General features: G+C 38.2%; 18 protein-coding genes and 5 tRNA genes. 8 read left to right on the forward strand and 15 right to left on the reverse strand.

What is annotated here, in order from left to right; all coding sequences use genetic code 11:
• Positions 1-211: 211 nt before the first annotated feature.
• Both ESZ39_RS14695 and ESZ39_RS14700 read right to left on the reverse strand, forming a co-directional pair.
• A complete protein-coding gene (locus ESZ39_RS14695; RefSeq protein ID WP_191321805.1) occupies positions 212-577 on the reverse strand; it encodes a GNAT family N-acetyltransferase in 366 nt (121 codons plus the stop codon).
• A 186-nt stretch (positions 578-763) separates the two neighbouring features.
• Entirely contained in the window at positions 764-1,039 is a 276-nt protein-coding gene (locus ESZ39_RS14700) for a hypothetical protein (RefSeq protein ID WP_146880687.1), read from the reverse strand.
• Positions 1,040-1,303: 264 nt separating this feature from the next.
• Between ESZ39_RS14700 and ESZ39_RS14705 the strand changes: the two genes are divergently transcribed.
• Positions 1,304-2,272 carry an integron integrase gene (locus tag ESZ39_RS14705; RefSeq protein ID WP_146880688.1) on the forward strand — a complete coding sequence of 323 codons (969 nt, stop codon included), beginning with the start codon at positions 1,304-1,306 and terminating at the stop codon, positions 2,270-2,272.
• A 217-nt stretch (positions 2,273-2,489) separates the two neighbouring features.
• Here ESZ39_RS14705 and ESZ39_RS14710 read toward each other — a convergent pair.
• From ESZ39_RS14710 to ESZ39_RS14750, 9 genes are all read right to left on the reverse strand, one after another.
• Positions 2,490-2,566, reverse strand: a tRNA-Asp gene (locus tag ESZ39_RS14710).
• A gap of 50 nt (positions 2,567-2,616) precedes the next feature.
• Positions 2,617-2,693 (reverse strand) — tRNA-Asp (locus tag ESZ39_RS14715).
• Between the two features lie 51 nt (positions 2,694-2,744).
• A tRNA-Asp gene (locus ESZ39_RS14720) sits at positions 2,745-2,821 on the reverse strand.
• A 51-nt stretch (positions 2,822-2,872) separates the two neighbouring features.
• Positions 2,873-2,949 (reverse strand) — tRNA-Asp (locus ESZ39_RS14725).
• 51 nt (positions 2,950-3,000) lie between these two features.
• Positions 3,001-3,077, reverse strand: a tRNA-Asp gene (locus tag ESZ39_RS14730).
• 170 nt (positions 3,078-3,247) lie between these two features.
• Entirely contained in the window at positions 3,248-4,510 is a 1,263-nt protein-coding gene (locus tag ESZ39_RS14735; protein WP_191321806.1) for a TIGR03503 family protein, read from the reverse strand.
• A 125-nt stretch (positions 4,511-4,635) separates the two neighbouring features.
• Positions 4,636-5,370, reverse strand: coding sequence for a DNA polymerase III subunit epsilon (gene dnaQ / locus ESZ39_RS14740; protein WP_223270406.1), 735 nt, complete (start codon positions 5,368-5,370; stop codon positions 4,636-4,638).
• 59 nt (positions 5,371-5,429) lie between these two features.
• On the reverse strand, positions 5,430-5,921 hold the full coding sequence (locus ESZ39_RS14745) for a DUF2919 family protein (protein ID WP_146880690.1): 492 nt from the start codon (positions 5,919-5,921) through the stop codon (positions 5,430-5,432).
• A 6-nt stretch (positions 5,922-5,927) separates the two neighbouring features.
• Positions 5,928-6,692: a DUF599 domain-containing protein gene (locus ESZ39_RS14750; RefSeq protein ID WP_146880691.1), complete on the reverse strand. Its 765-nt coding sequence runs from the start codon at positions 6,690-6,692 to the stop codon at positions 5,928-5,930.
• 759 nt (positions 6,693-7,451) lie between these two features.
• On the opposite strand from ESZ39_RS14750, the gene ESZ39_RS14755 reads away from it, so the two are divergent.
• From ESZ39_RS14755 to ESZ39_RS14765, 3 genes are all read left to right on the forward strand, one after another.
• Positions 7,452-9,740 carry a carbohydrate binding family 9 domain-containing protein gene (locus ESZ39_RS14755; RefSeq protein ID WP_191321807.1) on the forward strand — a complete coding sequence of 763 codons (2,289 nt, stop codon included), beginning with the start codon at positions 7,452-7,454 and terminating at the stop codon, positions 9,738-9,740.
• 1,442 nt (positions 9,741-11,182) lie between these two features.
• Entirely contained in the window at positions 11,183-12,160 is a 978-nt protein-coding gene (gene cysK, locus ESZ39_RS14760; RefSeq protein WP_146880693.1) for a cysteine synthase A, read from the forward strand.
• Positions 12,161-12,572: 412 nt separating this feature from the next.
• Positions 12,573-13,007 carry a hypothetical protein gene (locus tag ESZ39_RS14765; protein ID WP_146880694.1) on the forward strand — a complete coding sequence of 145 codons (435 nt, stop codon included), beginning with the start codon at positions 12,573-12,575 and terminating at the stop codon, positions 13,005-13,007.
• Between the two features lie 185 nt (positions 13,008-13,192).
• On the opposite strand, the gene ggt is transcribed toward ESZ39_RS14765, so the two are convergent.
• Complete coding sequence (gene ggt, locus ESZ39_RS14770; RefSeq protein ID WP_191321808.1) at positions 13,193-14,950, reverse strand: gamma-glutamyltransferase; 1,758 nt, start codon at positions 14,948-14,950, stop codon at positions 13,193-13,195.
• 351 nt (positions 14,951-15,301) lie between these two features.
• Positions 15,302-15,928, reverse strand: coding sequence for a tRNA-uridine aminocarboxypropyltransferase (locus ESZ39_RS14775; RefSeq protein ID WP_146880695.1), 627 nt, complete (start codon positions 15,926-15,928; stop codon positions 15,302-15,304).
• Positions 15,929-16,150: 222 nt separating this feature from the next.
• On the opposite strand from ESZ39_RS14775, the gene ESZ39_RS14780 reads away from it, so the two are divergent.
• A complete protein-coding gene (locus tag ESZ39_RS14780; RefSeq protein WP_146880696.1) occupies positions 16,151-17,179 on the forward strand; it encodes a sensor domain-containing diguanylate cyclase in 1,029 nt (342 codons plus the stop codon).
• Positions 17,180-17,355: 176 nt separating this feature from the next.
• Positions 17,356-17,955 (forward strand): rhombosortase, encoded by a 600-nt coding sequence (gene rrtA, locus ESZ39_RS14785; RefSeq protein ID WP_146880697.1) that lies wholly within the window; start codon positions 17,356-17,358, stop codon positions 17,953-17,955.
• Here the strand turns inward: rrtA and ESZ39_RS14790 are convergent.
• The gene (locus ESZ39_RS14790) at positions 17,945-19,432 is read right to left on the reverse strand and encodes an FMN-binding glutamate synthase family protein (protein WP_146880698.1); all 1,488 of its coding nucleotides are present in this window, start codon (positions 19,430-19,432) and stop codon (positions 17,945-17,947) included. The genes rrtA and ESZ39_RS14790 overlap by 11 nt on opposite strands.
• Positions 19,433-19,856: 424 nt before the next feature.
• Between ESZ39_RS14790 and ESZ39_RS14795 the strand changes: the two genes are divergently transcribed.
• Positions 19,857-20,558, forward strand: coding sequence for a substrate-binding periplasmic protein (locus tag ESZ39_RS14795; RefSeq protein ID WP_191321809.1), 702 nt, complete (start codon positions 19,857-19,859; stop codon positions 20,556-20,558).
• A 293-nt stretch (positions 20,559-20,851) separates the two neighbouring features.
• Here ESZ39_RS14795 and ESZ39_RS14800 read toward each other — a convergent pair whose 3' ends face one another.
• Entirely contained in the window at positions 20,852-23,332 is a 2,481-nt protein-coding gene (locus ESZ39_RS14800) for a S9 family peptidase (RefSeq protein WP_146880703.1), read from the reverse strand.
• Positions 23,333-23,852: 520 nt separating this feature from the next.
• Between ESZ39_RS14800 and ESZ39_RS14805 the strand changes: the two genes are divergently transcribed.
• Positions 23,853-26,192 carry a YgiQ family radical SAM protein gene (locus ESZ39_RS14805; RefSeq protein WP_146880700.1) on the forward strand — a complete coding sequence of 780 codons (2,340 nt, stop codon included), beginning with the start codon at positions 23,853-23,855 and terminating at the stop codon, positions 26,190-26,192.
• Positions 26,193-26,731 lie beyond the last annotated feature (539 nt).

Below are 26,731 nucleotides of genomic sequence, written 5' to 3' on the forward strand. Positions count from 1 at the left end.
TCACATTCATCTAATGTCACAGGATAATATAAGTCACACCTATCACAGCGTTTTTGTTTCGGCTGCTTAGCCTTCATTGCTAGACTCATCCCGACCGACATGGTGAACTCCTTTTACACATAACGCCCCACTAAGAGGCAAATAATAGTTGGTTATAATAGAGAGCGAAGCGAACAAAACCAACTGTTATTTGTCCTGCTTGAGTGGCTTGTTAGGCAACTCTTTGATGCATTATATAAAACTTGTCTTCTTGTTCAATTATAGAAAATCCATTGTCCTTATAAAAAGATAGTGCTCTAGTATTTGTTTTAAAAACACGTAAAGATAATGATTTATTTAAGAGTAACTTTTTAAGTATGGTTAAGGCGTGACTGCCAATTCCTTTAGAGCGGAATTTTTTATCGATGATAAACATCATGATATAAGCTCCATCTTTCTCTTCTGTCACTTGGAAATAGCCAATTCTTTTTTCTGCGTTAAAAAGTATATAGTTTACGCTAAAATTCCAACGATCTTCAGAATCACTAACTTGCCAATCCTGATCCCATCCCCAAAGGCTTTCAATATGAGCTTTCATAGAATCGCAATACAAATCGAAGAAGTATTTTTTGTCATGTTCTTTCGCGATTCGAGTGCTGAGATTCACAGTTGATTCCATAGTTGCCTAACGCCCTGTTAAGAGGCAAAATTTAGTTGGCTAAAATGTCGAGCGAAGCGAAAACAGCCAACTGAATTTTGTCCTGCTTTAACAGCTTGTTATGTGTTACATCGACTCATCTTTAACGAAACGCAATGAATACCCTTTGAAGGATTTATTTAAAATATGCTTCATGCAATATATTGAAACAGGTATTGCTGCTATATAACCAGCTACCCCACCAATAGTTGCTGCAAGTTCAGGCTTACCGATTAAGGCTACAATTACACCACCAATACCACCAAGAATTGCCCCCGCTACTGCACCAAAAACCGTTGCTCGCCAAAAAAAACTCCACCAAACAGGCATAGATTGCGACCACGAAATCTCTAATTTGTCCATGTTAATAACTCCTTAAATTGAATGACACATAACAGCTTATTAGACGGATAAAATCCCACTTTCAACAAAGGTGAGTGTCCAACTAATGAATATTTATTCAAATTAATATACATAACTTAATATTAATATTCAACACGTTAATTTTACTTGTTGAATATAGCGATGTAGAAAGGCCGATTAAATCCTGCTTTCTACACAAAAGCGGGATCTGCAACTAAACTGTATTAATACACAGTGGTTATTTGTAGTTAATAAGGAATAATTATGAAATCTGAATTTCTCTCACATATCAAAGAAACTATGTGGACACGACGCTACGCTAAACGCACTATAGAATCATATTTATATTGGATTAAAGCCTATATCATTTTTATTGGAAAAGTACATCCAAACGACTGTCACGATAAAGAAGTTGAACAATTTCTTAGTTATCTTTCAAATAACTTAAATCTTGCCCCTAAATCTCAGGCGTTAGCGTTAAATTCAGTTAACTACTTATATAAACATATTTTAATAAAACCGCTTAGCCTTGAATTACGTTTTAATAAATCTAGAGTAACGCCAAAACTACCAACAGTATTAACCACAGCAGAGGTCAAAGCACTCTTAAAGACTGTAAATACAAATAACCTGTTACTGTGTCAATTAATGTATGGCAGTGGCTTGCGCTTAATGGAAGCGGTCCGTTTAAGGGTTCAAGATATAAATTTTGATTACCATTGCATTGAAGTATGGAATGGTAAGGGGGGCAAGCATCGAACGGTTACCTTGGCCCCTGAGTTAACTGAGGCACTAAAAGAGCAAATATTACAGGTGAAAGCTTATTACGCATTAGATATAAGAAATACTGACTACTCTGGCGTATATTTACCTTTTGCTTTAGCACGAAAGTATCCAAACGCGGCTAAAAAGTTTAATTGGCATTATTTATTTCCATCAAATCGATTATCTTTAGACCCTGAAGTCAATCAAGTAAGACGCCATCATATAAACGAAACTGTCATTCAAAAGGCAGTAAAAGTGGCTTCAATAAAATCAAATATAAATAAAAACGTAACTTGCCACACCTTGCGCCACTGTTTCGCGACTCATCTACTGCAAAGAGGTGCAGATATTCGTACCGTGCAAGAACAATTGGGACATAGTGACATTAGAACAACACAAATATATACACATGTTATAGAACGCGGCGCAAACGGTGTTACAAGTCCATTGTCGGCTTTAATAGATTAAATATTAATTTTTATTGGCTCTGTTTTTTATTAACTCTGTATTCGTAATAGTTATAAATAATTATTAATGACATGAGTCTAGCAAATGGGGGGAAGTACCATATACTCTAAGGCAAAGGCTACTTGCATACTATGAGGGATTGATAATCTGGATTATAAATTTTGTTTTTGAAGATTCTTACGTAATGAGTTAAATTCAAATTTACTATAAAATAAATTGGCGGAGTGGACGGGACTCGAACCCGCGACCCCCGGCGTGACAGGCCGGTATTCTAACCAACTGAACTACCACTCCGCGTATTTATTTCTGTAAATTTTAAAAGGATTTACAACCTTTGAAACAATTGGCGGAGTGGACGGGACTCGAACCCGCGACCCCCGGCGTGACAGGCCGGTATTCTAACCAACTGAACTACCACTCCACACATCTTGCTTCTGTAAATTTTGAAAGGACTTACAACCTTTAAAACAATTGGCGGAGTGGACGGGACTCGAACCCGCGACCCCCGGCGTGACAGGCCGGTATTCTAACCAACTGAACTACCACTCCACACATCTTGCCTCTGTAAATTTTGAAAGGACTTACAACCTTTGAAACAATTGGCGGAGTGGACGGGACTCGAACCCGCGACCCCCGGCGTGACAGGCCGGTATTCTAACCAACTGAACTACCACTCCACACATCTTGCTTCTGTAAATTTTGAAAGGATTTACAACCTTTGGATTAATTGGCGGAGTGGACGGGACTCGAACCCGCGACCCCCGGCGTGACAGGCCGGTATTCTAACCAACTGAACTACCACTCCACATATTAATCACTGCTTTCAACACAACTCGTTGAATGCGGCCGGAATAATACGGTTAAGATTCGATGCCGTCAACCAGTTTTTTCCATTCATTTGTTTATATGTCTAATTGATGAACAATCCGACGTTTTTAACAGCAAAAAAGGATAATAAAATACGATTAAGTTATTTTATTTACGCTTTTTACGTCGTATAAAAACAAACATCAGTGCAGCAATGATAATCACTAAGCTGTTTCCACCAACAATATACCAAAGTGTTGCTTGTTGTTCGCTAGCGATTTTAGCTTCTTGCATTGCTTTTGCTTGCGCACGCTTTTCAGCTTCTATCGCTGCATTAGTGATTGCTTGTGCACTTTTTTGCTCAGAGGTTAAATTATTAGGTTCACGGTTAATGGCTAAAATACCCGCCTCGGGTAAGTGGTCAACATTAAAAGTAAACTCAGGTAATATTGCTTGAAACTCCCTACCGTTTTTAATATCACCAAACACCCCTACTTTTATGTGGTGCACTCCCGGCTCGGTAAAAGCAATGCTATGGGTGCGGGTTAGGCCTTGCTCTTGCACTACAGTAAAAGGCTCTACTTGTTGATCGGGGAAAGTCACTTTGCCTTGAATGAGAATACTATTAGCTTTGACAAAACTATCATCAATAGTAAATGTAACTACATGAGTATTATTTTCACCTTGGTTTGTTACTACTGATATGCTGATGGGGTTTTTCTGCACTACAATCGGCTTTTGTCGCAACTCTCTTGTGATCATAGGCATTTTAACAATATAAATAGGCTGCCATTCGCCTGGGGCAAAATCTAACTCAAATTCACCAGTAAACAAACTGTCATTAGCATGTTCGTCTAAGTCTCTGCCGTTATCACGAAAAGAGGTTGATTTAATGGCCGCTGCGCCAAAATTATCGAAGGCCGAGTTATTCGTACTAAAAAAATTAACATTAAGTGTTAATACGTCTTGAAATGAAGGCTCGTTAATTATCACATCACCATTAAATAAGCGCGCTACCACTTTCAATGTTTCACCTTGTAAAGTAATTTTAGGTAATGGTGTCACTTCTAATCTAATTTCTGATACCACCATAATTTTACTATTGGGTTGTACCTGCCCTATCACTTGCCATGGACCAATCATGGGTGATTTTATCTTCAGCATATCAAAGGTTTGATCATCAAACCATTGCACTTTGTCTTCAGGGTAATTGTTGATGTTTAGTTTTGAACCATCAGGGCGGATAAGAATAATAGGTTGGGCGCCACTACGACGATAAAATATGAGTGTTACTTCATCAAGTTGCTCGTCAATACGAAAGCGATTGTCAAAGTAAGGGATTTGATTGGTTGTCTTATCATCAACGTATTCGATTTCAGTGGTTACTTGCTGTGCACTTGCACTTGCACTTGCACTAAATATTAGTGCCATTATCGCCCTAGCAAAGCGATTTATAAATAATGCCTTGGTGTTAAACAAAGCAATTTTTGCTTTGCTTATTTTTATCGTATTTATTTCAGCCCTCTTTATTTCAGCCCTGCTTATTTCAACCCTGCTTATTTCAACCATAGTGGCGCAGCCCCTTTGTCATTAACAATAACTAAACGATTTGCATGCTCAGCTAGTTCATCGGCAGTGGCAGCCAAAACCTTTAATGTTTGGTGATGACTATTAACTCGGCGAATGGCGTTGGCATCTTCTGCTTGGCTATCACCTGATTGTAAGTTTAATGTTGCCTGTTTACGGGTCATTTCAATGTAAACAAACGCCAGTAACTGGGCATCAATTAACGCGCCGTGATAAGTGCGGTCAATTAATTTATCAACTTTATAAAAACGGGCTAAATAATCTAAGGTCTTAGGTGAGCCAAATTCGTCTTTAGCTACTTTTAAAGTGTCGGTAATACTACAAATATCAGTTGTTTTAGGCAGGCCTCGCACCATCGAAAATTCATGATCCATAAAGCCAACATCAAACTTGGCATTATGAATAACTAAACGAGCACCTTTAATAAAATTAACAAAATCTTGGCTCACTTGCTCAAACACGGGTTTGTCACGTAAAAATTGGTCAGTTAAACCATGAATATTAATAACTTCTTGGTCCATTACCATTTGTATGCCGCGCACCGTTGGCTTGACATAAACGTGAAAATTTCTACCTGTTAACTGACGGTTGATCATTTCTACACAACCAATTTCAACAATACGGTGCCCTTCACGCGGGTTAAGACCTGTGGTTTCTGTGTCCAGTATGATCAGCCGTTCGTCTTGTGTATTTTGTTCAATCAATGTCTAACCCTTTAATTTTGTCATGTCTGTTTTTGCATGGTGGTATGAAAGCTTTAATGTCACTTTTCAGGTAAAGCTTCGGGGAATTCTGCAATGTTAATGGTAAGTCTTTTACTCGATAAAATATAGGCAATCGCAGATATTACCAGTGAACAATGCATTAGCAACCAGGGTATCGATTGAAGTTGCCAAATAAAATAGCCTAAAACCCCAACAAGCAAATCAAAAGTTAACGCTATAATGAGTAACATTTTACATTTTCGCCAACAGATACGTACCCAAGCTTGCGCTTTAGGTCGGCGTAAACTTAAAATAAGTACCACAAACAAGCCAATAACACCTGAAGCTAAATTTAAATAAAACAGTGCAGTTTGTGGAAACACCCACTGAATCATACCCACGTGATCACGCATATTAGTTACTGACATGATCCAAATAATATAGGCACGCAATATAAACAGTAAAATAATGTAAATGCCGGGTGCTAATTTTAAGCAGTCAAAATTATCAAAGTGTTTGGGTAAAAAATTAGCATAATACTTAGCTGACATAAACGATTACTTATTGCTAACGTTTTGATTAATGGTTGTTGTACTGCTTGCTTTTGCATGCCTAGCGGCAAACTCAAGTTCCAAATATTTTTGCCCTAAAGTAATCGCTTTCACTGCTTTTGAGCGAAACTCACGATTGTACAAGGTATAAACAACAAATAAGCTGGCAATCATAAAAATTAATGGATGAAAAAACCAACATAAAGCAGCCATAGAGAAGTAATAAGAACGTAAACCGTAGTTATAAGAATGGGCCGCTTGGTCTTGCACTACAGCCATTTGTTCAGCGTATTTTTTCAAATTTTCATTCTCACCACCATCGTCAAACGGGCAAGCGCCAATCATGACGTTAACAAATCCATATTGGCGCATTGACCAAGTAAATTGAAAAAATGACAAAACAAAAATAAACGTTAGCAAACTAAGCTTTAATTGGATCATGGCATGGTTAGGATAATCAGCATATGGAATTGAGCCTATTACTGATTCAAGACGATCAACTTGAGCAAATAAGGTTAAAACACCTGCCAATATTAATAAGGTAGAGGAAGCAAAAAAAGCAATATTACGTTCTAAATTAGCGAGTAAAGCGGCCTCACTAACCCGAACATCACGACCAATAATTTCATACATCCAATAAATTCTATGCTGATGCAAGCACCTCGCCACACAATTCGTTGTTTTTGCTTTCTTACGAGCAAAGCCGGTATAGCCGACCCAACAAATAAAAAAACAGCATAGCGCAATAACATCAAGCAAAGAAAATGGCATAATATTTACAAGGACTTATAATTTTTAATAAAGATAAAGTTATTATGCTCTACAATTTTTTAAGATTCGAGCAATCTTTCATTAATTTTCCATAATACTACTATAGCAATGCTATGGCAGTATTAATGAATTAGTCTGGCTGGCGCAGATTGAAAATTGATACTGTAATGTCGTGACATTTACTTTATTAACAATAGCTTAGCCAACGAAAAGCGCTTTAGCAGCTCGGTTGATTTGAACATAAATCAACACATCGACGTGAAGCTAAATAAACCATTAGCCATTAGCCATTAGCCATTAGCCATTAGCCATTGAAATAACGAAAACCTATTTATCGCTCAATTTACAGATTTTCGCAGTAAAAAACCAATTAGCTAACTATAACGCTAATGTAGCCGAAGATATCGGCCAAAATAAACATAACCGGTATTTTATTTAGGTTATGTAGTACCCTATGGTGAATAAGCAGCAGCTAATTAACGTAAGAACCGCTAAATTTATTCATGAAATTTAGCTATGTATAGTTAAAAAAATGCTCTATCCCTAGCTTAAATAAACCGCTGTAAGTGACGCCATAGCTAACGTTATAATTTATCTTGCTAAAGAAATCACCATTAGCGGAGTTTTTTTTGTACCAAAACGGAACTATACATTGCCATTTGCTAGCAAATTTGTAACAATTTGTGCAAAGGAATTATCGTTAACGTAGAAGACGTTACGTTAAAAACGTACAATAATAATAAGATTGGAGTGGTAAATTTGAAGTTTAGTATTCGTGGCCTATCTGCATTCGTCACCGCATTTATACTATTTATACAGCCCAGTGTTGCTCAAGAAAACACCGTAAAATTGGCACAGTTAAATATTCCCCATGTAGACCTTAAGTTAGCGATTGACGGTGAATTAAATGATGCCATATGGCAGCAAGCACTTGATGTATCGCTTAATATTGTTAATAGCCCTTGGGATAATAAACCCAGTCCGGTTTCAACAACCGCAAAAGTTGTTGAAAATGGTGAATTTCTCTACATCGCTTTTATTGCACTAGATCCTAACCCTGAATTAATTCAAGGATTTTTAGGTGACCGCGATACCCGCTGGGGTGATGACTTAGTGGGTTTCAAATTAGATACTTACAATAACCGTCGTTTAAATTATGAATTTTTTGTTAATCCTTACGGTGTGCAACACGACAGTATTGCCAATGAAATGACTGGTAACTCTGATTCTGCATGGGATGGTATTTGGGAATCAGTTGGTAAAGTCACTGACACTGGCTATCAAGTTGAAATGGCTATTCCATACCATATTTTAAATTTTGACGACAATGATGACGTTAAGACTTGGGCGATGGAACTTATTCGATTATATCCGCGTGATACACGCTTGCGAATATCCCATATTGAACTTGATCGCGACGACCCATGCTGGTTATGTCAAATCCCAGAAATAACTGGATTTGAAGACGCTAAAGCCAGTAAAAACATAATGGTAACGCCCACCTTAGTCGCCAGTAAAAGCGAAAGTCGTAAAATATTTGCGCCAAAAACAGATTGGCAAAGTGAAGACGACATTGACGCCGGTTTAGACTTGCGTTGGGGCATTAATGCCAACACCCTATTAAATGTTACCGTAAACCCCGATTTTTCTAATGTTGAATCAGATGCTGGACAATTAAGTGTGAATAAAACTTTTTCATTATTTTATGATGAAAAACGTCAATTTTTTGTTGAAAACTCAGAATACTTTTCCAGTAACTTTGATCTAGTTTATACCCGAAACATTGCCGATCCCGAATACGGCGCTAAGCTAACAGGCACCCAAGGCCAACATAGCTATGGCGCGTTCATGACCAATGATACGCAAACCAATATTATTATGCCTGGTAATACTGGTTCAAGACTAGTTTCGTTAGATGAAAAGAGTGAGTCTGGCGCACTAAAATATCGCTATGATGTTAACGAAGATTTATCTGTTGGTGTTATTAGCACTTTACGCCAAACCGATAATTATCATAACTTTGTCTCAGGGCTTGATTCAAAATATCGTTTAAACGATTCAAATTCATTCCAAGCACAAGTATTGGTGGCTGATACTAAAGACTCGGCTCAACTTACTGATAGCGGTTTGGCAGAAAATTTCAACGACCATGCCTTTAAAGTTGAATATGAACATGACTCTGAATATTGGCAGGTCTTTGCCGATCACCAAGAAATTGGCGCAAAATTTCGTGCTGATTTAGGCTTTATGCCACGTGCTGATTATCAAAAAAGCAACGTATTGGTTAATCGTTTTATCTATGGCGAGCCTAACACTGCTTGGCAAGAAATGAAGTTTGCTGGCCAATGGCACATATTACACAATGAAAACGGTGAGTTATTAGAGCGTTTAGTCTCTTCTAGCTTCAGTATTGACGGTCCAATGCTATCATTTTTTGATGTGAAGCTAGTTGCTGCTGATAAAGTTGGCTTACGTCGTTATGAACTAGATTTTAATTTAGCGGTTGATAACAGCATTGATGGTAACACCAAGCGCTTCCAAGAAAATCAAGCGATTATCTATGGCTCAATTCAACCTACCGCACAATTCTCCACTGAGCTTGAATTAACCATTGGCGATAAAATTGATTATGTTAATGACCGACTAGGTGATATTACAGTGCTTTATGGCCGTATAAATTATAATGTTAATAAACATTTGGAGTTTGAAGTTTCACACACTTATAGTGATTTAGAAGCCGATAAGGCTAATGTATTTACAGAAAATTTAACTGAAATTCGTGTTTCATATCAGTTTAATGTTTATAGCTACTTAAAATTTAACGTTGTTTACACCGATATTGACTTCAACCTAGATAATAATCCTAGCGCTTATTCAGCAAAAGATAACAACTTATCAACACAGCTAATCTATGCTTATAAGATAAACCCACAAACTGTGTTCTATTTGGGCTATTCAGATAATAGTTATCAAGATGATAGATTGAAAAGCATAACGCGAGATCAACGTACCATTTATAGTAAAATTAGTTATGCATGGCTGCAATAAGTACCAATACCGCGGCTTGAATTAATTTTTACCACATCAGTTATCCGTGTAATCAATAGTAAAATAAGCGATTGATTACACAGATAAACTACAGTATGAAGGCGGTTGATGATTATTTCCTGATATGCCCTTGTGCTTAAAAACTAGCAAGCTTTAACCATTATCATTCCATACTAAACAAGTGTTCAAGGTTTTTAACCATGTAAGTGTCTTTGACCAACCGCCTGCTCGGTGATGTTTTCTCTGTTTACTCTACTCTCAGCATCAGTATCATTTACTACAATTGTTAATGAAATTTTATCATAATACCAATCCCATTAATTATGGTGGTCTACTTTATACGCAGGAAAAACGACCCAATATAAGGCACTTATTTTAATAACTCGTTGTGCTAATTATTAAATAAATAACGCAGTAGTGGCTTGTTTTAACCAGGTGAGATGATCAGATAATTAGTGAGATTGGTATTATCACGTTTCTTATACCAGTCCCATTAAGTTTGTGATCTTGTTGTGCGCAGGAAAAATAACTCAAGGTAAGGCGCTCGATTGAGCAATAGCTGGCTATTGGGATTGAGAGCAACACAGCCTTGAGCTATTTTAACTAGTACAAGTGAGCAATAACTTAATGGCATTGGTATTATACCAATTTGATTGATTAAGTGATCTACTTCTTCATGAGGAAAAATGGACAAATACAAGGCATAAAATTTAGTAAGTAGTTATTCTACTTATAAATTTTATAACGCAGTAGTTATTCATTTTAACCATTAAAAATGAGCAGGTAATTAATCAACTTGGTATTACTACCCGTTTAAATAACCTATAGCCACTAAAAAAGCCAATAATTCGCCTGGAGCCCCACTTAACAAAGCCACCAAACATAAATCTACTAATAGCGCTATACATCGGGGCACAGCTAATCATATATCAAACAGCGACTTATCTACTTTAAATAGCCAGTGGTGTTAATATTTGTGGGTTTCTTTGTCAGACAATTTTTTAGCTTGAATTTTCGCCATCGCTGAACTCTCTTTGTAATACTTTATTGAATTATTTGTCCAAAACTTAGTTTATGATTCATCTGGCAAGGTTATGCTGTTACCGCTAGGGTATTATTGCGTCTTAACCATCAGTAAAATAAAATAAAACTTATAATATCAATCACCTGGGTGAATTCCTAACTACTTAAACAGTGATGTGGATGATATAAATTTATGCCCAAGTATACAAAAAAGCCACTTTTAAGACTCATGAGTTGAGTATCTATTCCTTTTTTGCATATAAGATACCGAAATATCACTTCTTTTTCTGCCATAAAGGGTTAACCTATTTATAATAGTGTTAATTAGACTGAAATAGTTTCAGGTGGTTAACACATGAAAACAATTATTAACTCTGTATGGCATAATCAGTCAATACAGTGAAAACAGGATTAAAAAAATGTCGACTATATTTGAAGATAACTCAACATCAATTGGTAATACCCCACTGGTTAAACTTAACCGCATCGTTACGGGTGAAAATACCGCAAATATCTACGCTAAGATTGAAGCACGTAATCCAAGCTTTAGTATTAAATGCCGTATTGGTGCTAATATGATTTGGGATGCTGAGAAAAAAGGTTTGCTTGTTGCAGGTAAATCTATTGTCGAGCCCACTAGTGGTAATACCGGCATCGCACTAGCATTTGTTGCTGCGGCACGTGGTTATAAAATCACCCTAACTATGCCAAACACCATGAGTATAGAGCGCAGAAAGTTATTAATCGCATTAGGCGCTAAGTTAATATTAACCGATGGTGCTAAAGGCATGGGCGGCGCTATTGCCAAAGCGCAAGAAATTAAAGATGCTGATCCAGATAACACGGTACTGTTAGGTCAATTTGATAATCCAGCTAACCCTGAGATTCACGAAAAAACTACCGGGCCTGAAATTTGGCGTGATACAAAAGGTAACGTTGATTTCTTCGTTGCTGGTGTCGGTACAGGTGGCACGCTTACCGGTACTACACGCTATCTTAAAAGTGTTGCCGAGCATAAAATAACCTCAGTCGCGGTTGAACCTACAGATTCACCCGTTATCACCCAAGCAATGGCAGGTGAAAAACTAACACCGGGCCCTCATAAAATTCAAGGTATTGGTGCTGGCTTTATTCCTGGCAACTTAGATCTTTCGCTTATTGATGCAGTTGAACAGGTATCAAATGATGATTGCATGGCAATGGCGCATCGCTTAATGAAAGAAGAAGGTATACTTGCCGGTATATCATCAGGTGCTGCTGTTGTGGCTGCTAAGCGTATTGCTGAAAGACCAGAAAATGCTGGCAAAAACATTGTCGTTATTCTTGCTAGTTCAGCTGAACGCTACCTTTCAAGTCCGTTGTTTGCTGATTCATTTTCTGAAGAAGACTTGGCGTAATACCAACTGACATCAAAATATTTTTTTATTATTAAACTATACTAATGTACTGGTTTTATTGATAATTAAATGTTATTTTGAGATGAATTTTTAAAATCCTGATTTGAAAGAATCAGGATTTTTTTGATCTTGAAATATTATAACGCAGATTCAACCTTGAAGTGCATAACCAGTAAAAATTAGCTTATACCAATCCCATTAAGTTATTGCTCACTTGTACTAGTTAAAATAGCGCAAGGCTGTGCTGCTCTCACTCCCAATAGCCAGCTATTGCTCAATCGAGCGCCTTACCTTGAGTTATTTTTCCTGCGCACAACAAGATCACAAACTTAATGGAACTGGTATTACCCTATCTTTGACGCCTACCTTTACTGTAAAGTAGTGTCAAGTTCACAAAGTTATCAATTACACTATGAATTATTTAAAATTAATCATCTTAAGTTTCGTTGTTTTGTTCTCTGCATGTAGCAAAGAAAACAAAAACAAAATTCATGATCTTGACAACCCAGAAGTGGTTGCCATTGAATTTTTTAATGCTTTGTATAATGAAAAAAACATTAAGAAAGCTGCATCTGTTTGTAGTCCAACGTTATCGCGCATTATTCTGCACTATCAATCAGCCAACGCGGTTGCTCGCCATTTATTCAATATGTCATACGATAAAGTTGAAATTACGCCCGATGATAGTGGCGTTAAAGTCAGAGAACAGTTCAAAAACTCTGCGGAGATTACGGTTTATTTTGACGGTTATTACTACGGTGAACGCATAAAAGATGTTAAAAAATTGTTATTAATACAAATAGATAATAAATGGATTATCGAAAAAAAACTTAAAGATCCCTTTTGATTTCTCCTTAAAATAACATCGCTACTCTTTCACATCGATGTGATCATGGCATTGCCGACATGAATGTCGATACTTAGCTTTTGTCGGGAACATAAAAGCTGACTAGTCGTTCTGAATATAAAAACGGCGTCAATATTGACGCCATTTTTTTAAAACTCTAGCTTTAACTCTAGCTTTAATTAAAGTTAATAACCTATGGCTGTACCTTCACGACGCGGATCAGCGCCACCTTGCAATTTACCCTTCGATAATTCAATCGCTTGAATACCACTGTTTAAATCACGTATCACAACCTGATGGCCTTTTGCCTCTAACGCTGGCTTAAGCTTGACTAATTCGCTGCCTTTTTCCAATGTGGTGACCTTATTGCGATTAGTTATGTGGGGCAAGTTAATCGCGGATTGTGGATCAAGTTGCCAATCTAAAATAGCGATCATGGTTTGTGCAACATAATTAATAATTCGGCTGCCACCTGGAGAGCCTAAAACAAGTTTTAAAGCCTGGTCTTGGTTAAATACCATCATAGGTGCCATAGAACTTCGCGGCCGCTTACCGGGCTCTAAGCGGTTGGCTACCCACTGACCATTTATCTTTGGATCTAAAGAAAAGTCAGTCAATTGATTGTTGAGAATAAAACCTTCAACCATCACCGCAGAGCCAAAGCCCATTTCAACACTGGTGGTCATAGAAACAGCATTACCATCTTCATCAACAATTGAAATATGGCTTGTTGAAGGCAATTCGTAAGCATTGTCGTCAGCTTGTGCTAGCGCACCTGTTGGTGTGCCTGCAACCGCTGTACCCATGTCTTTATCAAGGTTAATTAACGCAGAGCGCTGCGCCATATATGGCTTTGCAATCAAACCTTCTGTAGGCACGTTCACAAAGCTGCTATCGGCAATATAACGATTACGATCGGCAAATGCCAAACGAGAACTTTGGGTAAATAAGTGGGTAAACTCAACGTCTGCTAGCGATAGTTTTGCAATATCAAATTTTTCAAGTTGCCCCAGTATTTGAATAACCGCCACACCACCCGAGCTTGGTGGTGCCATTCCACACACTTTATATTGTCGATAAGGGCCACATACCGCTGGTAATTCTTTCGCGCGATAATTTTTCATATCAGCCAGTGTTAAACGGCCTGGGGCAATAGGTGATTGTTGTACTGCAGCCACAATTTTTTTCGCGATCCAACCTTCATAAAAAGCATTAATGCCATTTTTAGCAATACTACGATATACCGTCGCTAACTTTGGATTTTTTAATAACTGCCCTGCTTTTACTGGCTCACCATTAGGAAAAAAATAATTTTTTATGGTCGGTAATTTTGTAATACCGGGATTAAACTCCATTGCCACCAGCTTTTCTAACCTAGGTGAAACAATAAACCCTGCTTCAGCCAAATTAATCGCATCCTTAAACAATACCGCCCAAGGTAGCTTGCCATATTTTTCATGCGCCTTGTTAAGACTTGCTAATACCCCAGGTACGCCAACAGCATGACCACCAACCACTGCTTTTATCCATGGAATAGCTTGGCCATTTTCATCTAAAAACATATCTGTTGTTGCCGCTGATGGTGCAGTTTCTCTGCCATCAAAGGTTGTTAGCTGCTGGGCTTTTTTATCCCAATGCAACATAAACGCACCGCCACCAATACCTGAAGATTGTGGCTCAACTAAGGTTAAAACCAATTGGACTGCAATAGCAGCATCTACAGCACTTCCACCTTGCTTGAGTATATTCAAACCAGCTTTGCTCGCATAAGGGTTTGCTGTTGCCACCATTGCATGCTCAGTAACTACGGTTTGCTTAACAATAATACCCGTTGCCGCTTCTGGCTCACGGTCTTCTCGTTTTTTATCTGGCGCTGCTACAACCATTAAACTGGTGGAAATAAAGAGTAAAGATAAAAGCCCTTTTATGGCTGAATTTGACATGATGTTCCTTAATAAATAATTTACGATAAGTTATACCAATCGCACTAATTTTATGATCCTTTTTATGTCTTAAAACAAGCCACTACGGCGTTATTTATATAACAACTCGCTGCATAAGTGCAGCGAGTTAGACAATGCAGGAGCATATTGTCATGAACCACTAACGATTAAAATAAGTCTCTTGTATTTAGCGGTTTTATCTTGGTATAAAGTAGACCTAATAATTAATGCAATGGGTCTACTTTAACTACCTTAACATTGCCCAAAACATTAACACCTTAATTAACCTAGATACCTACTGCACTTTAAAATCCATTTTAAAGTGCAGTAGCTATCTGCCCTATTCAACTATCAGTCATTATGTTGACTAAATGATTGCTGAAATTGATTGAATTTTACAAAACTTTTTAACAAGCTTTGATACTTTTCAGGCTCATTTTCTAAGCGAGCTAAAGCATGACAGCATGCTTCCAGTGATGATAGCGCATGGTCTTTTTTAGTTTTTCTGATCTCATAAAGGCTGGTTATGCCTTGCGGTAACACGATATGATTTATATGATGTAAACAAGGGTTGCTCATGAACATGCGATAGGCTTTTTTCCAAGTACCATCAAGTATAATAATGCACTTAATTTCACTCAGCTTACGCGCTATGTCCTCACTTTGATTATTACCGGTACTATTTAACCCTGGAAAATTCAGCGTTAAGGCCTGCTCACTCGGATATAACAACACTATTGTCTCAGCGTATTGTATCAGGCGCTGTCTTAAAGTATCCGAATCAGCAAAGATTTCGCCAACTATCACCTCGCAGTTCACTAACGATTGTTGTAATAAACTCACCGTACCTTTGCTTTGCTTAACTTCACTGGGATGTTGCAGCACAATAATAGGTATGTGGTTATCAATAGGTACCGTAAAGGCACAAATACAGGCTTTTTCTGGCCGTTGACATTGTTGACATAAAACTCGGGACATTTATTTAAAATAACAAAAAATAAGGTCGTTAAGTTTACGAAACTTTATCGACGAGTTTAAGTCATTTATTACATTACTTTTTAATGTTGCTGTACTTAACTCATTTCGAATTGCTAATTCGACCAATCACCGCTATTACTTAGGGTGGTTGTTGACATTGTACGGCAGCAACTACCGTTTTAAACATCGTAGTTTTCAGAATGCATTTAACAAGAGATTTCCATGCATAAAACCTATCAACACAGTTCGGCTAGCGCTGCAGACCATACCTTGAATAATATCTTAAATATTATTGTTGAAGGTGTTTGGGACTGGAATAGCAAGACCAGAATAGTTTCCCGTAGCCCAAGCTGGTATCACATGTTAGGTTACGATTTTGCTGTTTTTAGAAATGATGTATTTACTTGGGAGAATATTATTCATCCAGAAGACTACCCTAGAGTTATGCATCAATTTGAAGGTTATATATCAGGAAAGATTGACGCTTACGATATAGAATATCGCTGTAAAAAATCAGACGATAGTTATTTATGGATTGCAGATCGCGGCACTATTGTAGCAAGAAACGCCGATGGCAGTGTTGACCGCATGATTGGCGCGCATCACGATATAGACCAAAAAATTATAGCTCAAACTAACCTTGTTGAAAAAAACAAACTCTTACAAGATAGTCACTTATCATTAGAAAAAGTGATTGCACAAAAAACGGATGAGTTAGCAAAAAAAAACCAACAACTAGAGCGAAAAATTATCGAGGTTGAGTCAGTTTCAAACATAGACCCTTTAACAGAAATTGCCAATCGTAAGCTTTTTGAAACAGTATTAAATAAAGAGATAATACGTGCTGATCGCTATCACCACCCTTTAACGCTGGTCATGTTTGATCTAGATAAATTTAAAGAAATTAACGACCAATATGGTCATAAAGTCGGTGATAACATTCTTTGTACTATAACTAAACTCGTTGCCGAAAATATTAGAGATGTCGATTTATTTGCTCGTTGGGGGGGTGATGAATTTGTGATTATTTTTCCTGAACTCTGTCAAAAACAGGCACATCAAACCAGTGAAAAACTACGAGAGATGATTAGCCAACACCAAATAACAAGATATATATCAGTAACCTGTAGCTTTGGTGTTGCGCAATATAACAGTGGTGGTTCAATAGACAGTTTATTTCAACGGGTAGATAAACAGCTTTATATTTCAAAGGAACGAGGACGTAATCAAGTTTACTCTGAAGTTATTTAGGAAAAGTTTATTGTTTATTGGAATACAGCTGAGCAGGTATAGCTAATAAGCTAAATCCATAATAACTGGCTATTTCCTTGTCATACTCACTAAAACTAATGTTTATAAAGCTGCAGGCAACTGCTAAAGTAGCTTAAATTATATGACGGTATAAATTTAAAAAATAATAAAAACACATGTTGCAATTAAAACCTCTACCCATGCAAGCCACTCACAGCCTTGGCCCTTTGCTCTTATTCACCCTTGCTTTAAGCACATTTATTTTTGATGCTCAAATTGCTGACTTGCTCATTTACAATCGCAGCTTAATCACAGCTGGAGAATATTGGCGCATAATATCTGGTCATTTTTTTCATTCTAATGCTAACCACTTTCTACTGAATGCCGCCGCTGTAGCCTTACTATGGGCCTTACATGGTCAATATTATCACTATAGAAATTACCTGCTAGTGTTTCTGACCAGTGCCGTAGTTTGCAGCCTCGGTATTTATTGGCTTTCTATCAATATTGAACTTTATGTTGGGCTGTCAGGTGTTCTGCATGGTTTTTTTGTTTGGGGAGCGTTAATGGACATCAAGCATAAAGAAAAAACAGGCTATCTGTTGTTAATCGGTGTGATGGCAAAAATTATTCATGAGCAAATTTATGGTGCCAGCACCGATGTAGAGCTACTTATCGGCGCAAGTGTTGCCACCGATGCTCATTTATATGGCGCTATCGGTGGCTTATTAGCTTTTTTATGGTGTTATTTTACGGCTAGTAAAGCTAGTGCTTAGTTTCGTTATAGGGATGTAATTTATCAAGTGCAACAGATAAACCGTTGTCTTGTATAACACGAATATGGTGGCGACCTAAGTCTCTTGCATGGGTAACACCGCATGAGTGTGCTAACAAGCCGACACCGTATTGGATATATTTATGATAATTAGCCACACGCACGGCCTTACTCACCGGGTCTAACCCTTGTTGTAACTTAGGGTCATGGGTCGTAACGCCGGTAGGACAGGTGTCCTTATTACACTGCATTGCTTGAATACAGCCCAAAGAAAACATAAACCCTCTTGCTGAATTTACGGCGTCGGCCCCCATTGCCAGTGCCCAAGCAACTTTTGATGGCGTGATCAGTTTACCTGCACATATAATTCTAATTTGGTCACGTAAACCATACTCAACTAGTAAATTAACGACAAGCGGTAAGCTTTCTTTTAACGGCAAGCCAACATAATCCATTAACGGTTGTGGTGCTGCCCCTGTACCACCATCTGCGCTGTCTATAGTAATAAAATCTGGCGCAAACTTAGCACCTTGGCGGTTAATCTCTTCAAGCAAATCTCTTAACCATAACGATTCGCCGATAACCGCTTTAAAACCAACAGGCTTACCGGTGACTTCACGTACTCGGTTCACCATAGTCAAAATATCTTTAACTGACTTAATTTCTGGGTGAGCATTGGGGCTAATTGAGTCTACGCCAACAGGTATACCACGTATGGTGGCTATTTCTTTGGTCACTTTTCTGCCCGGCAATATGCCACCTTTGCCCGGTTTGGCACCTTGGCTCATTTTTATTTCAAACATTTTAATTTGTGGCTTAGCTGCTAATGCGGCTAACATTTTGTCGCACAACTGTCCGTGCTCATCCCTAACGCCGTATTTTGCCGTGCCTATTTGATAGACAATATCAGCACCACTGGCCAAATGATGTTCACTAACGCCACCTTCACCAGTATTCAACCAGCATCCGGCTTTTGCTGCACCATCTGAAAGTGCTTTAATTGCAGGTGCTGATAAAGCACCAAAACTCATGGCTGAAATATTAAAAATTGAATCGGTGATATAAGGAGTTCTACATTGACGACCAAAGGTAATAGAGCTTGGTGGTACGGCGTCTTCTTCCAGTGTCGGGAAAGCACAATTCATAAAAATTATTGTACCTGAGGGCTCAAGGTTTCGCGTAGAGCCAAAAGCGACAGTACGATCAACGTTTTTTGCGGCACGATAAACCCAGCTACGCTCAGAGCGATTAAACGGTAGTTCCTCTCGGTCCATGGCAAAAAAATATTGTCTAAAAAATTCCCCCTGCTTTTCAAAGAAATACCTAAAGCGGCCAATAACTGGGTAGTTACGACGTATCGCCTGTTTATTTTGTGTTTTATCTACAATGTACATATAAATTATCGCTAATGCGCCGAGCCCCGACAATAATATAAATAGTGCAGAAAGCGTTTCAACATAACCCAGCATGTTATCCATGTTTACCTCGTTAATTTTGTTGATTTGTTAGTTTGTTTTAATCTAATATTTTTTGTTGATACTTTCTCAAAACAGTATCGACAAAAAAATATTGAAGGGCCTGACGATATAGCATTTATTATATCATCATAGGTTAATTAATGGCCTATTAGAAAAGTACCATGACCTTGTCTTGGCTCATATGCTGGCACTATATTGTTATCTTAAAAAAACACTTTAGCATAAATTATTTTAAATCTATGGCTTTTTCATGTCAGTTCTATATGATGATTTAGCAATTATAAAAGTGGTTTAGTGAATTTTAAAAAAGTTATTATTGCTCTATAAATCCTTTTTTGACTGAGGAGTTGATATTAAAAAATTTATCACTACTGCATTAACATTATTACTACCCGTATCCTTGGTTAATGCTGAAAATCCCCCTGTGATACATTTAGTTACCGAGCACCTACCACCATATCAAATAGAAGCTGAAAATAAAGCGTTAGCTGGATTTTCTGTTGACGTTATTAAAGCCGCCATGAAGCGCAGTCAATATGATTACACATTAAATAGCTATTCTTGGGGGCGCTCTTATAAATTAGCCCAGATCAAAGCTAATCACTGTATATTTTCTATTGCTCGGACAAAATCACGAGAAAACCTTTTCAAGTGGGTGGGGCTAATATATTACGCTAACAATACTTCGATGTGGGCACTTAAAGATCGAACCATTGAGCTAAAAAATTTAAATGATGCAAAAAAATACAATGTGGCCGTAAGCCGCGATGACATGACTCATATTGGGCTAATAGAACGAGGTTTTAAGGAAAATGAACACCTTTATATTTTAGACAATACTAAATCCTTGGTTAATTTACTGCTGACGCGAGCAAGCATTGATTTAATTGTAGCAAATGATATGACGATAAAATTTCATACGGATTTAGCTGGTGTGACTATAGATGATCTACAACGTGTTTATGAAATTAAAGACTTACCTTTGAATTTATTTTTTGCCTGCAGTAAGCAAACTGACGATAACATCATTAAGCATTTATCAAAAAATATGCAAAGCCTTTACCAAGATGGCAGTTACGATACTATTTTAAAAAAATGGCGTGACCGACTGATCAGCCCTGACTAATACCAGTTCCATTAAGTTTGTGATCTTGTTGTGCGCAGGAAAAATAATTCAAGGTAAGGCGCTCGATTGAGCAATAGCTGGCTATTGGGAGTGAGAGCAACACAGCCTTGAGCTATTTTAACTAGTACAAGTGAGCAATAATTTAATGGGATTGGTATTATAAGTTAAGTTCGATAACGTGATCAATTAAGCATCATCACTCTTTCGCCTCCTTGTGATCATGACACACTGTTCATCCTGAACATAATAAAGGCCTCAAATGAGGCCTTTATTATTGCTTATCATTAAAAATCTTATAAGGTGGTTTCAAACAACTTATAAATTCTACGATATTCATTTAACCAAGAGCTAGGTTGAACAAAACCATGGGGCTCTACCGGATAAATAGCGGTTTCAAAGTCTTGTTTTTCTAACTCAATTAAGCGCTGTACTAAACGCACAGTATCTTGAAAAAATACATTATCATCTACCATAGGGGCATTAATTAGCAGGGGTTTTTCTAAACCTTCGGCGAAGTAAATGGGTGAGCTACGCTCATAAGCAATAGGGTCATCACCTGGCATATTTAAGATGTTAGACGTGTAGCCATGGTTGTAATAAGCCCAATCTGACACTAAGCGCAGCGCTGAGCCTGATTGAAATAACTCAGGGTCGGTAAACATTGACATCAAGGTTAAAAATCCACCGTAAGAACCACCATAAGTACCGACACGGTTAGCGTCAACATTGGCATTTTCAACTAACCAATTTACGCCATCACGCATATCTTGTACTTCAGGTTTACCCATATGGCGGTATATTGCTGTACGCCAATCACGGCCATAGCCTTTTGATGCACGGTAATCCATATCGATAACGACATAACCTTGTTGTACTAACATGCTGTGGAACATATATTCACGAAAGTAACCTGACCAACCTAAATGTGAGTTCTGCAAATAACCCGCGCCATGACTAAACATGACCGCTTTGTTTTTAGCGCTAGTTTTGTCGTAGCCTCTAGGCAAATAGACTTTTGAGTATATTGGCTGTTCTTGATGTGATGACTCAATAGCCACTACATTAGGTGCTGCCCAAGGCATCGCCAAAAATTCTGCTGAAACAGTATGGGTTAATCGCATTGCCTCAGTGTTGTTAGACATATCTTTAACATAAAGCTCTGGTGGTAGTGTGATTTCTGAATGTTCAATTAAAAGTTTAGCTTCATCAGGGCTTAACGCGTAATTATTCATACCACCTAAATCGGTTAGCGCAGTGACTTTGCCTGACGCAACATTCACTTTATAAATTTCATAAATACCTGGGTGTTTTTTATTAGCTTTAAAGTAAATGCTTTGTTCATCAGTAGATACCGTTAAGTTACTAACTTCAAAATCGCCTGCGGTTAAGGCTCTTGCTTTAGCATTTATCGGCTTAAGGTATAAGTGTGCGTAACCACTCTCTTCTGAAAGATAATATAAGCTTTGGGCGTTATCTAACCAACCCTGTTCGTTAAAGGTGTAATTTATCCAAGCATCGTCATGTAAACGATGTTGAGAAATTAAGGCTTTTTGGTCAAAATCAACCGTGGTTATCCAGCGGTCTTTATTATCCCAAGCTTCAAGCATAATAGCGACTTGCTGACCACTTTCTTGCCATTGAATAGGATCCCACGTTTGCATAACATGAATGTTACGTGCTGATTTTTTTGATTTATATTCTTTACCTTCACGGGCATAATTTTCTTTATGCACGCTGGCAAGCACGTCTTCATCAAAGCCTGGTAAGCTCTCGTAACTCAACAAGGCTTTTGTGCCTTGGCTTAAATCTAAAATATAAAGCTGTTCAGCATATTGGCGGTTATCAGCAACGCGTGTTCGCACCTTTTCAGCCTTAATATCGCCATCGTTAGCAATATAGTTAGGCATAATATCACTGTCTTTACCTGGTGATTCTTCCGGTGCAACACTCACCACTAATTTGTCGCCCGCAGGAGAGAGACTAGCATGGACAACTTTATTGCCTTTACCGAGATAAAAATCAGTTTGGGTTACTGTGCTATTTTTTACCCTTAACTGACGTTTTTGCTCCGCTCGTAAGTCTTTATTGCGCTGCTGTAGTGCAACATATTCAATAAGTTCATATTGCTCAGCCGCAATATAGCTTGGGGTATCGGTAACGGGCTTTTCAGCGTCAGTCATTTTTAAGTTGGCTAACTCAATAATTTTTTGACTGGTCATATCATGAGCGTAAAAAACATCATCAACACGATAAGCGACATTGCCATTAGTTAAAAACATCGCCGATGATTCAACGGCTGAGGTATAGGTTAACTGCTGCACAGTTTGAGTGGCCAATGCTTTAACAAAAACATTGCCTTCAAAGGTGTATACCTCATGCGTACCAGTATTATTTAATAGCGCATTACTGTCAGCAACCACATGCATTTGCGCTAAGTTAACTAACTCACCATTGCCTTGCGTGCTTAAGTCTTTTTGTACTAAATCACGTAATGGGTTGTCTTGACGTTTTTGCTTGTAAAACACAGTTTGGCTGTCGTCACCCCAATACCAAGACTCAGGAGAGCGACTAAACCAGTCAGGGTTTGACATGATTTTTTCTAAGGTAACTGTTGTTGAACTTGTTATGCCTGCAGCTGGTTTTGCTACAATTTCACTGGCGATAACGTCACTGGTAGTAATGGACTGATTGTCTAGTGCGGCCTGTTTCTGCTCTGTCGATACACAGGCGACTAAAGAAAAACTAATAGCAGCGGCAATTAATTGTATTTTCATCATTTATTTATACTTATATGGGTTGCTTATATTAGATTACTTATATTGGCTTACTTATAAGGGCTATTTATCTCAACGTTGGAACAAGAATTAATGACGCTAAAATGATTAACCTTGCTAATCATTAAAATTCTATCGTCTAGTTATACTAAGCAATGGCTTAGTTTTCAATGGCTCTGCGCTGTAACACGACCAATAACGAATTTTATACGATGAAAGTCACCGTCAGGTAGAACAAGCCAAAAAAAAAGGCTGATAACAACCATGCTTGAGTTGTTTTTTGCTGACAAATCACTTCATATCGCACTAAATGGTTAATTCATTCTTTCAATTACCTTAAGCATATTTGGGCTTATCTTTTTTTCTCTGCTATAATCGCGCGCCTCGTCAATGTGAATAATAATGTGTATGTGCATTTACCATCAAGAAATTTGCTTTGTCGGTTTAGGTCATTGTTAGGCTTTTAAAGTGTGTAATATCACGCTTCCGTCTCTATTGTAAAAATTAATTTAGGTAATGTATGAACTTAGCTTCACTCCAGAAAACAACTCCAAAACTATTCGATTACCCTAAGTATTGGGCAGAATGCTATGGAACAGCACCATTTTTGCCGATGTCCCGTCAAGAAATGGACGTGTTAGGCTGGGATAGTTGCGATATTATTTTAGTGACTGGCGACGCTTATGTTGACCATCCAAGCTTTGGTATGGCCGTTATTGGCCGTATGTTGGAGTCACAAGGTTTTAGGGTGGGTATTATCGCTCAACCTGATTGGCACTCAAAAGACGCGTTCATGCAATTGGGGCAACCAAATTTATTTTTTGGTGTCACCGCCGGCAATATGGATTCAATGATTAACCGCTATACGGCAGAAAGACGTATGCGCCACGACGATGCTTATACCCCTAATGACGAAGGAGGCAAACGTCCCGACCGCGCAGTTACCGCCTATACCCAACGTTGTAAAGAAGCTTATAAAGGTGTACCGGTTATAATTGGTGGTATAGAAGCAAGTTTACGCCGTGTTGCCCATTATGATTATTGGTCTGACAAAGTGCGCCAATCAGTACTTTTTGACTCAAAAGCTGATCTCCTTATTTACGGTAACGCTGAACGGCCTTTAATCGAAATTGCCCATCGTATTGCCAATGGTGCCAAAACCAAGGATATTACCGACGTACGTGGCAGTGCGTTTTTAGCTAAAGAGGTATTACCGGGTTGGAAAGGTATCGACTCGCGTAGTATTGATAAGCCTGGCAAAATAGACCCTATTTATAGCCCGTATCAAGACATGACATCGCCCGACTGCGCCACTACATCAGCCGATGCAGCAGCTACTGCAGCTGAAGACATGATAAAAAATGCCGCCGAAAAAGATGTCACTAAAACCGCACAACCCATTCAATTAAGTGAATTTAGAGCTACTGCACATAAGAATAAATCATGGGAAGATAAGAAAAAACCGTGGGAAACCACTTACATTAACTTGCCGACCTTTGAGCAAGTCAGAGACAACAAAACACTATATGCTCATGCTTCACGTATTTTTCATCAAGAAGTTAACCCGACATCAGCTAAGCCTTTGGTGCAAAAACACGGTAGCCGAATTATTTGGTTAAACCCACCCGCTAAGCCGTTATCTGAAGCAGAAATGGATGGCGTTTTTGGTTTACCGTATCAGCGTGTGCCTCATCCTATTTATGGTGATGCTAAAATTCCCGCTTACGACATGATCAAAACGTCAATCAATATTATGCGTGGTTGTTTTGGCGGTTGTACCTTCTGCTCGATTACCGAGCATGAAGGCCGCATTATTCAAAGTCGCTCTGAAGACTCTATTATTGCTGAAATTGAAGATATTAAATTGAAAGTGCCTGGCTTTACCGGCGTTATTTCTGATCTTGGCGGCCCAACCGCTAACATGTATAAATTAAACTGTAAAAGTGAAAAAGCTGAAGCGACTTGTCGTAAGCCATCATGTGTTTGGCCAACTATTTGTGGTCACTTAGATACCGACCATACCCCGACGATTAATTTATACCGTCGAGCACGGAAAGTTAAAGGTATTAAGAAAATACTGATCGCCTCTGGTGTTAGGTACGACTTGGCTATTCAAGACCCTGAATATGTTAAAGAACTGGCAACTCACCATGTCGGTGGCTACTTAAAAATTGCTCCTGAACATACCGAAGAAGGGCCATTAAATAAAATGATGAAGCCGGGTATGGGCAGTTATAACAAATTTAAAGAGATGTTTGACCATTACTCTAAACTTGCGGGTAAAAAGCAGTACTTAATCCCCTACTTTATCTCAGCACATCCGGGCACTACCGATTTAGATATGGTCAACCTTGCGCTATGGCTGAAAGAAAACGACTTTAAACTTGATCAAGTACAAAACTTTTATCCATCGCCGTTAGCAAACGCGACTACGCTTTATCATACTGAAATTGATTCATTGCGTAATGTTAAAAAAGACAGCGCAACCGTATCTGTACCAAAAGGCACCATTCAGCGCCGTTTGCATAAAGCCATATTGCGTTATCATGATCCGGCAAACTGGGGCATTATTCGTGACGCCTTAACGAAGATGGGCCTTGCAAGAAAACTTATTGGCAGTAAGCCCGGTTGTTTAGTGCCTAATGAAAGCAGAAATGAAAGCCAGCAAGTGCATTTCAAAAACAACGGCAAAGGTAAAAATAATGCCCAAGGTAATAAAACCTCACCCGGGCAAGAAAAGCGTTACGGTAAAAAACCGATAACGGCTAAAAAAGCTAAGCCAGGTGATAAAGCTAAACAAGGATTAACCCGTTTTTCTGAAAATCAGTTTAACGACAGAAAACCTAAAAAAGCCCAATAAAAGCAGCATAATGTTGAAATTTATTGTTGTGATTAAGGTCTATTTATTAGACCTTAATCAAGATAATTACTCACTTGTCTACACTCTCTATTGCAAACTTAATGGCAAAACCACCTAGTAGGTGATTTAAAAGATATTGTAAAGTTAGCTGGCGCTATATTGAGTATTAAGCAGTTAAAGATTCTATCCAAGTTCGTAGCGCCGTTAATTACCGTAACGGTTTATGTCGACTAGTTTCAACCAACGAGCCTCTTATACCAATCCCATTAAGTTATTGCTCACTTGTACTAGTTAAAATAGCTCAAGGCTGTGTTGCTCTCAATCCCAATAGCCAGCTATTGCTCAATCGAGCGCCTTACCTTGAGTTATTTTTCCTGCGCACAACAAGATCACAAACTTAATGGAACTGGTATTATACCAATCCCATTAAGTTATTGCTCACTTGTACTAGTTAAAATAGCTCAAGGCTGTGTTGCTCTCAATCCCAATAGCCAGCTATTGCTCAATCGAGCGCCTTACCTTGAGTTATTTTTCCTGCG

This window comes from Colwellia sp. C1TZA3, from assembly GCF_007954265.1.
Lineage (GTDB): Bacteria > Pseudomonadota > Gammaproteobacteria > Enterobacterales > Alteromonadaceae > Cognaticolwellia.